Annotated in this window: 7 protein-coding genes; 5 read left to right on the top strand and 2 right to left on the bottom strand. The window is 36.7% G+C overall.

The genetic code is table 11. The annotated features are described in order from the left end of the window. Window positions 1-309: 309 nt before the first annotated feature. From ENL20_04465 to ENL20_04445, 5 genes are all read left to right on the top strand, one after another. Window positions 310-519, top strand: coding sequence for a hypothetical protein (locus ENL20_04465; GenBank protein HHE37808.1), 210 nt, complete (start codon window positions 310-312; stop codon window positions 517-519). Further along, window positions 506-778 carry a type II toxin-antitoxin system RelE/ParE family toxin gene (locus tag ENL20_04460; GenBank protein ID HHE37807.1) on the top strand — a complete coding sequence of 91 codons (273 nt, stop codon included), beginning with the start codon at window positions 506-508 and terminating at the stop codon, window positions 776-778. Before ENL20_04465 ends, ENL20_04460 begins: the two co-directional genes overlap by 14 nt. A 47-nt stretch (window positions 779-825) precedes the next feature. Beyond that, entirely contained in the window at window positions 826-3,471 is a 2,646-nt protein-coding gene (locus tag ENL20_04455; GenBank protein ID HHE37806.1) for a DUF5117 domain-containing protein, read from the top strand. Next, on the top strand, window positions 3,446-4,045 hold the full coding sequence (locus ENL20_04450) for a hypothetical protein (protein HHE37805.1): 600 nt from the start codon (window positions 3,446-3,448) through the stop codon (window positions 4,043-4,045). Before ENL20_04455 ends, ENL20_04450 begins: the two co-directional genes overlap by 26 nt. A 296-nt stretch (window positions 4,046-4,341) precedes the next feature. After that, window positions 4,342-6,507: a T9SS type A sorting domain-containing protein gene (locus tag ENL20_04445; protein ID HHE37804.1), complete on the top strand. Its 2,166-nt coding sequence runs from the start codon at window positions 4,342-4,344 to the stop codon at window positions 6,505-6,507. Window positions 6,508-6,696: 189 nt separating this feature from the next. Here ENL20_04445 and ENL20_04440 read toward each other — a convergent pair whose 3' ends face one another. Both ENL20_04440 and ENL20_04435 read right to left on the bottom strand, forming a co-directional pair. After that, the gene (locus ENL20_04440) at window positions 6,697-8,550 is read right to left on the bottom strand and encodes a hypothetical protein (protein ID HHE37803.1); all 1,854 of its coding nucleotides are present in this window, start codon (window positions 8,548-8,550) and stop codon (window positions 6,697-6,699) included. Next, on the bottom strand, window positions 8,541-9,038 hold a 498-nt coding region (locus ENL20_04435; GenBank protein HHE37802.1), incomplete at its 5' end, for a glycosidase. The genes ENL20_04440 and ENL20_04435, both read right to left, overlap by 10 nt.

Here is a 9,038-nt window from a genome sequence, read left to right as displayed (position 1 = left end):
TTAAATAAAACATAATTATTATACAAGTTTTATCAATTGACGGTTAATGGTAATGAGAGAGCTTCTGAAAGATATTGATGGTAAAGTATCACGAAACTTTGTTCCGTTGTAACGCAAAGCTCCTGCTTTGAGATTGCAGTTCGGAACTTGTTTTAAAATATGCAGAACAAGTTCAGCCCTACAAAAAACCTTCGATCTGAAATATCCGGTTGAAGGTTTTTTTATTCCAAAAACAAATTTAATTTGACACGGAATATTTTATCTTAAAAAGGGTATTGAATTTTTTAGATAAAAGAGGGAGTTAGAATAATGCTTAATATCCATAAAAATATTGTTCTCGATGAAAGCCATATTCCAGTTGCCATCCAGATCCCGATCGCTGAATTCGAACATTTAGAAGAAATTATCGAGAATTACGGATTAGCAAAATTGATGGATGAAGTAAAAGACAAAAAAAGACTTAATATTGATGAAGCAAAAGAATATTATAGATCATTGAAAAATAATGTGGAAAATTGAATACTCAAAACGCTTTTTGAAAGAGCTTTTTAAGTTACCTGTTGAAATAAAGACGAAAGCAGAAAAGATTGTATTTGAAGATCTGTTATTTAAAAATCCTTTTAAGCTTGGCTATATTGAGCAAATGACCGGATATCAGGATAAATATAAGATCAGAATTGGAAATTACAGGATTGGTATAACAATCATTAAATCTCAAAAACTTATTATTTGTCAGCGGATTGCACATCGAAAAGATATTTATAGAATATTTCCATGATGTAATTTTTCTTGTAATATAAAAACAATTGTACAGGAGCATAAAAAATGAAAAAATTTGTTTTTCATATTTTGTTTTTTTTTCTTATTATACTTTTGTTATCTGCCACCGATAAAATGGAAAACACAGATTCTCTCACACCCGAAGAAATAAAAAAAGCCGTTCAGGATATCCAGGCAGATAGTTTAGCAGCAAAAACCGGTTTTGAGAAATTTGTGCAGGATTTTGAGAAGATCGAAGGACTGTTCAATCTTTATCGCGATGATGAAGAAGGAAAAGTATATCTGGAGATCAAGCCCGAACAATTTGAGAAAATCTATCTCTGCACCATGACCCGGCAATCCGGAGATGCTTATATGTTCGATGCATCATCTTCACTCTGGAATTTTCCTTTTTTCTTCAAGAAAGTTCATAAGAGAATCCAGTTGATCGAGAAAAATCTCAAATTCAGAGCTGAAGAACCAGCAATGAAACGAGCTCTGGAAAATAGTATTTCTAATTCCATCATTGCATCTGCGAAACAGAGTTGTAAACCTCACAAAGAAACAGGAGCTGTTCTGATCGATGCTTCCGACCTATTTCTCAAAGATATGACCAATGTGGAGAATTCAACTTCTCGACGAAAAAGGAAATTTTCTTTCGATAAGGACAACAGTTATTTTGATAAGATCAAATCTTTCCCTTTTAATACTGAAATCGATGTCGTTCTGCATTTCAAGAACAATGAAGGAAAATACATTTATACTTTACCTGATTCACGAAGTATGATCCATCGCTATCATTACAGTCTTTCAGTTATCCCGGAAACTGATTATAAACCGCGGCTTGCGGATGACAGGATCGGATTTTTCAATACGATTTTCCAGGATTACACCGATCTGCTCACGGAAACTCCTTACCTTCGATATATCAATCGCTGGCATCTGGAAAAAGAAAATCCAAGAAAAAAAAGTTCTAAAGCAAAAGAACCAATTGTTTTCTGGCTGGAAAATACGATCCCGGAAAGATTCAAACCTGCGGTGAAGAAGGGAATTTTGCTCTGGAATGATGCTTTTGAGGAGATAGGGATCGAGGATGCAATTGTGGTTAAAGAAATGCCCGATGATGCGGATTGGGATCCTGCGGATAGCCGTTATAATACGATATGCTGGATAGTTCAGCCCGGAGGAGGTTATGCTGTCGGACCTTCTCATGCAAATCCTTATACCGGAGAAATTTATGATGCAGATATTCGGGTCAGCGTGGATTTTTTGAGATATTTTTATATTGAATATGAGGAAGTCATAAATCCGGAAAGCTGGACTGACGGACTAAAATCTGCTGAATGGAAAGAAGAAAATCATGATTACAGAAATTTTGGAAACCATTGTTCTTATGCAGAAGGAATGCGGCAGCAGTTAAGTTTGGGATACAGTCTTCTTACAGCAAGAGGAAAAATCGGAAAAACCATTGATCTCGATGAATTTGTTGATCAGGGAGTAATTGCTCTTGTTTGCCATGAAGTCGGTCATACTCTCGGTTTAAGGCATAATTTCAAAGCTACTACAGTTTTTACAGAGAAAGAACTTCAGGATAAGAAATTCACAACCAGAAATGGATTAACCGGTTCGATCATGGATTACACTCCCATAAACCTTGCTCCAATCGATGGAGAACAGGGGAGCTATTTCCAAAATCAAGTTGGAGCATGGGATAAATGGATGATCGAATACGGTTATTCGATTTTTAATGAAGATGAGGAAGCGGAAAAACTCGAAAAAATTGCCTGTCGCTGCACCGATAAAATGCTTGATTACGGAACTGACGAAGATACTTTTGGAATGTCCAGCAGAGGAATCGATCCATCCTGTAATATTTTCGATCTGGGAAATGATCCCATAAAATTCTATGAAGATAGAATTCAAATCGCTAAAGAATTATGGGAAAATATTCCTGAAAATTTTGAAAAAGAAGGTGAATCCTTTAAAAAAATATTAAGGATTTTCAATCAGGGATTAAGTGAATATCGGGGAGCAGCTCATAATATCAGTAAATACATTGGTGGATTATATGCACATCGAGATCATATTGGTGATCCTGAAGGGAGAATTCCGTTCGAGGTTGTACCTGCTGCTGAGCAGAAACGAGCAATGGATTTTTTAATGGAAAATATCCTTTCGGAAGATGCCTTTTATTTCCCTTCTGAACTTTTGAATAAATTAGTTTATGAAAAAATGGGTACTTTCACCGGAGGTGTCTGGTCGAGAAACCGAGCGGATTACTCAATTCACAATTCGATTGCTTATATTCAAGCGATCGTGCTTTCCCATTTGTATGATCCCCTGGTTTTGGGAAGATTGTTCGATAATGAACTGAAATTCGAGGATGGAGAAGAAAAATTCAGCATGTCGGAGATGTTTTCAGCAGTTAGCAATGAAGTTTGGTGGGAACTCGAAACTAATGAAAATATTGGAAGTTACCGTCGGGAATTACAGAGAATGCATTTGCATCGAATTTCTGAAATTGTCCTGAATGAAAACAGAAACATTCCACATGATGCGATTTCCCTGGCTCGTTTTGACCTTTCCGAAATTCAAAAAAAGATAGATTCTCTAAATAAAAAGGAACTCGATCAGATAACCATCGCCCATCTGGAAGAAACAGAAGCTAAAATAGATGCTGTGCTGAATGCACAAATTAATAAAAAAAAATGAGAAATGGAGGATAATTAAAATGAAAAAAGCGTTAATCATCATTAGTGTAATATTTTTCCTGAATATCTTCAGTCAAACAGCTTATATCAACATCGATGATGAAGTTTTACGAGACGGACCGAACGGAAAAAAAATCGGGACTTTAATGAAAGGTGTGGAAGTTGATCAAACTGAAAAAGAAGGAAACTGGGTAAAAATTTCAGTTCAAGGCTGGGTGTGGAAACAAGCAATCGAATTCGGACAGGTTGAAGAAAAAGAAAAAGATAATGCCATTGAATCCGCTTCACCTTTAGAATTTGAGATCATCAAGACCCAACCGATTGGAGACAGAACAACCGAAGTTCAGGTTAAGATCAAAAATGTTTCCAGCAAGATCATCGACAGCGCAGAAGTAACCTGTAAGGCGATGAACAAAGCCGGAGAAACGATAGAATTCAAAAAACACTTTGTGATCAAAAAATCCGCAGGTGGATTGAATCGCCAGGATGAGACTTTCTTTACTTATCTACTCGATGTCGATTATTATGAGGTCGAGTCTTTTTCTTTCAGGTTGGGAGCGATCGAGTATAAATAAAAAACTTGAAAATGGTTTCCAACAGAGGATTTCATTCAATTCAACCTTTTCAATGGTTAGGATAAACTTAACATGATTAGAATCCAAAACTTCACAATCCGGCAACTGCCGGATTGTGAAGTTTGAAATGAGCCGGATTATTACTTAGATATTAAACCGGAAGTATTTTATTAACTTGTTAAGCTTCAAAGACTTCACAAGATTAAGTTAGTAGCAAAAACCGTTGAAAAGTAGAGTAGGAAGAAAATTCTTCGAAACTTTTTCAAGGTTGGAATATTAGGAATATAGGAGGTTCCATGAAAAAAATATTTTTTTTAATGATCTTATTCTGTTTACTTTTCGTAAACAATTTTGCAGACAGACCACCGGCAACTTTTGACCTGCGAAATGTGGATGGTTCTAATTATGTTACATCCGTAAAATCTCAACAGGGAGGAACCTGCTGGACTCATGGGGCATTAGCTGCTATGGAAGGAAACCTGCTGATGACCGGAAACTGGACAGATGCCGGAGAAACAGGTGAACCAAATCTGGCAGAATATCACCTCGATTGGTGGAATGGTTTCAATCAGCACAACAATGATGATACAGATCCTCCAACCGGCGGTGGTTTGGTCGTTCACGAAGGTGGAGATTATCGAGTTACTTCTGCCTATTTATCCCGGTTGGAAGGAACAGTTCGCGATCTTGACGGACAGTCTTTTGAAACTGCTCCCACCAGGTATTTTCCGCTTTTTCATTATTATTATGCAAAAGAAATAGAATGGTTCGTAGCAGGAGAAAACCTGGAAAACATCGATACAATCAAAAACAAGATCATGCAGGAAGGTGTTCTGGGAACCTGTATGTGTTATGATGGTTCCTTTATCAATTGGGAATACGAACATTATCAACCTCCAACAAGCACATTAGAACCGAATCATGCCATTGCGATCATCGGTTGGGATGATAATCGAGTTACGGATGCTCCCAATCCAGGAGCCTGGCTGGTTAAGAACAGTTGGGGAGCAGATTGGGGATATGATGGTTATTTCTGGATTTCATATTATGACAAACATAGCTGTCAGCATCCTGAAATGGGAGCGATTTCATTCCAGCAGGTCGAACCTCTGCAATATGATAAAGTTTATTATCATGATTATCACGGCTGGCGGGATACGATGACAGAAACGACAGAAGCATTCAATGCTTTTACAGCTACATCCGACCAGATTTTGAGTGCTGTTAATTTCTTCACAGCAACGGATAATGTAGATTTTGAGATTGTTATATATGATAGTTATAATGGAACGGAATTAACTGGAGAACTATCTTCCATTACCGGAAATAGAGAATTCAAAGGTTTTCATACTGTTGATCTGACATCTCCGGTTAATATGTCGGAAGGAGATGACTTTTATATTTATTTGAGTTTATCAGAGGGAGGACATCCTTTGGACAGAACATCTGATGTTCCGGTGCTTTTAGGAGCTTCATACCGAACAACTGTCAATTCCATTGCAAATCCCGGTGAGAGTTTTTACAAAATCGGCTCGAACTGGCTGGATCTATATGAATATGAATTTGAAGATGAAACTTGGAATGGAACTGCTAATTTCTGTATCAAAGGTTTAGCAGTCCTTGAATCTACAGATCCGGAACCACCCACAGAATTGGGTGCAGATATCATCAATCTCAATGATGTAGTTCTGGAATGGAACATGCCGGGCAGTCATCGCGATTTTCAATATTTCCAGATTTACAGGAATGAACTATTACTTGCAGAAGTAGACGAACCTTCCGAATATCCTTTTGTCGATGTGAATTTAGCTCCCGGAGATTATTCTTATTATGTGGTTGCAGTTTATGATGAAGGAAATTCCGAACCTTCAAATACGGTAAACCTTCAGATAGTTTTACCTGCTCCAACAGAATTGAATGCTACAAATGCCGGTTTTAATGTTTTCCTGCAATGGACAGCTCCAACACTTGACAGACCATTTACCGGATATATAATTTATCGCAATAATGAGTTTCTGACTGAACATGAACAAACCTGGTATATCGATTTGAGTGTTCCGAGTGGAACTTATGAGTATTATGTAACTGCTCTTTACGAGGAATATGAATCTGAACCGAGTAATATCGCATATATCGATCATACAGATATGGAAGACAATTCCCTAGAAATCAAAACTGAACTGAAAGGGATTTATCCAAATCCGTTTGTTTGTAAAAATTATGAGAGAAATGCTGTTATTCAATATTCTATTCAAAAAGGATCACCTGTAAAACTCGGAATCTATAATATGAAAGGACAACTCGTGAAACAACTTATCGATGAGGATAAACCTGCCGGGAGTTATCAACTGAATTGGGACGGAAAAAATGATTCGGGCAAAGATCTGACAAGTGGAATTTATTTCTATAAGATGGAAGCAGGAGATTATTCCGAAATAAAGAAATTGATTTTAATGAGATAGTATCAGAACTTAATAATCAATATTTTTTGATAAAAGTATTTACATTTTATGCAATACTCGTCAAAAATGTATGTACTTTTTATGCATTTATGAACTTGATTTTAGATAATGTATTAAGTTAAGTTTTTTACTGTTACGAATTTAAAAAATTAAGCCAAGACCGAATAAAACCGGCTTAACTTAAGTTTTTTATTTCCAGGTTCTCCCGTCATTTGAGATGAAGCATTTGTTACCTCTGGAAGAAAGACTCGCTTCAAAATAATTTGGAGTTGCATAAATTCTTATTGGTTTGAAGGATTTTGTTCTAACATCTAATTCCTCAATATTGTTCGTAAATTTCTCATTCTGATAGAAATAGGTTCGTTCTTTATAGTATATCTGTCTTAATTTCCATTTCGTATTTTCTTCCGGATTCCATACGAACTTTTCTTTTCCCGCTCCAACTTCCAATTCCGAAAACTGGACAAATCCCCACATTTCAGGATAATGCATATTGATCAAACCTTGCGGACTCCAAACCCAGTTATGTTCAGGATTTCCTTTAATCTTTTCATATTTTCCATCGATAATTTCAGTTTCCCATTCTACACGAGAAAAATTAATCCGCCATTGATCTCCTTTTTTGGGAGGACAGGAACTCGCGCATTCTTCCAATACTTTCCAGGGAATGGCAACTTCTACACTCCAGCCTTTATCGATGTCAGACGGATCATTCAGAGTTCCATCGATAAAGATGGCAGTTTTCAATCCTTGAATATCCCATGAATCAAGAACTTTACAGCCCGGATCGCGATACGGTTTGGATAAAAACAAATCCCATACTGTGTTGAAAGAATTCATCTCAAATTCATAATAATTGTGTGTATCTCCGTCAGGATCGATAAAGATTTCGAAATCGTTGTCATAGAAAATTATTGAATCTCTTTCCTTCAGTTTTGCCCAGATATGAGGTTCTTCCATTTCGCACCCGAAATAGAAATAGTCGTCATCCCAGAGCATTTTCACTCGTGTCTGGAAATACGGTTTCGGTTTGACATCTCCTTCGATATCGATAAAATAATCTGTCCATTCACATTTTTGCCAGCTTTCTTCGTTCATTATTCCATTGATTATTAACGAAATATCAGTTTTATAACAAACATACTTTTGAGGATTGAATTCGATTTGCGGTTCCGGTAAATAATCGACATAAGGTTCTTGGGCTTTAATCGTAAACGAAATTAAAATTGATAATGTGATAAATAATTTTTTCATTTTTATTCCTTTCTGTATCACCGCCGTCCCGGTGGTTTTGTTCTTGTTTGTTCCCATCGGGACGATGGGGCTACTGATTCCCAATTCAACTATTTCAATTTCCCATCGGGACGATAGGGCTGCAAAATTCTCGAATACTTTCAATCTCTGCTCATAATTTTGGGTTTCGTTCATCTCATTCTGATAATATTTTTTCTGCTCCGGAAATTCCTTAAATCGTTGCTGCAAAGATATTTCTCCTGTTTTATAATCGACTTCCGGATGAAACTGAACTCCCCAGATCGGCAGATTTTTATATTGAAATGCCTGCACGGAACAATCCAGATTGGTTGCGATTACATGGTAATTCTCATCTAAATCGTAAACTTCATCATAATGAGATTCATAAAACACCGGATTTTTTATTCCCTTAAAAAGCGGATTGGATATGATCTCAACCTTCTTCCAACCAAATTCAGGTTCTTCTCTTTTTCTACAAACTTTCTTACCGGAAATCGCTTTTGCCAGCATTTGATGACCATAACAGATTCCTAAAATTGCTTTTTCCTGATTCACAAAATAACGGATTACTCTCAACACTTTATCATTATTTTCATTTTCCCGGGAAGCGAATAATTCCGAACCGGTTATTAATAAATGACTGAATTGCGATAATCCAGAATCAGTTAATTCATCTTTCAGGTATCGAATTTTACAAGGAAAATTCAAATCACTGAAAATCTTGGAGAAAACAAGATCGTATTTTTTCCTTTTCTTATTATCGAGAATGACATTGTAAATTAGCAGCATTTTGTTATTAACTCCTTAATATTCGTTTCCGCCAAACCAATAACCGTATCTGCTGCTCCGTAATAAAGCTTCACTTCGCTGTCTTCTCTGGCAAATCCATCGCCGTCGTAATCTTCAACGATCAATCCGGTTGGAAAGATAACATTAGGAACCTGACCGACAGTTTCATAAAGTTCTCTCGGTTCGAGGATATTGAATCGTCCGCGAGCAATCACTTTTGTTGGATTTTCCAGATCGAGCAGAAAAACTCCTGCCTGATAGATTGGCTGATAATGCATCGCGATTCCATGATAAACACAAAGCCAGCCTTTCTTTGTTTTGATTGGAGGAGGACCTGCTCCGATCAATTCATCCCAATAATGGTTTCTGTCCGAAAACAGTTTTTTAATTGGTTTCCAGTTCAAAAGATCATCGGATTCCGAAAACCAGATCGCATTTCCGGTTAAAGGTCCATCTTCTATTTGAACTTTATTGGGACGATCCAATCT

The sequence above is a fragment of the Candidatus Cloacimonadota bacterium genome (assembly GCA_011372345.1).
Taxonomy (GTDB): Bacteria; Cloacimonadota; Cloacimonadia; order Cloacimonadales; family TCS61; genus DRTC01.
Note: the sequence above shows the minus strand (reverse complement) of the source record. Positions and strands in the feature narration are given on the sequence as shown.

Coding starts and splice junctions, on each gene's coding strand:
- ENL20_04465 (HHE37808.1), top strand. CDS start 310: ATGCTTAATATCCATAAAAATATTGTTCTCGATGAAAGCCATATTCCA.
- ENL20_04460 (HHE37807.1), top strand. CDS start 506: ATGTGGAAAATTGAATACTCAAAACGCTTTTTGAAAGAGCTTTTTAAG.
- ENL20_04455 (HHE37806.1), top strand. CDS start 826: ATGAAAAAATTTGTTTTTCATATTTTGTTTTTTTTTCTTATTATACTT.
- ENL20_04450 (HHE37805.1), top strand. CDS start 3,446: ATGCACAAATTAATAAAAAAAAATGAGAAATGGAGGATAATTAAAATG.
- ENL20_04445 (HHE37804.1), top strand. CDS start 4,342: ATGAAAAAAATATTTTTTTTAATGATCTTATTCTGTTTACTTTTCGTA.
- ENL20_04440 (HHE37803.1), bottom strand. CDS start 8,550: ATGCTGCTAATTTACAATGTCATTCTCGATAATAAGAAAAGGAAAAAA.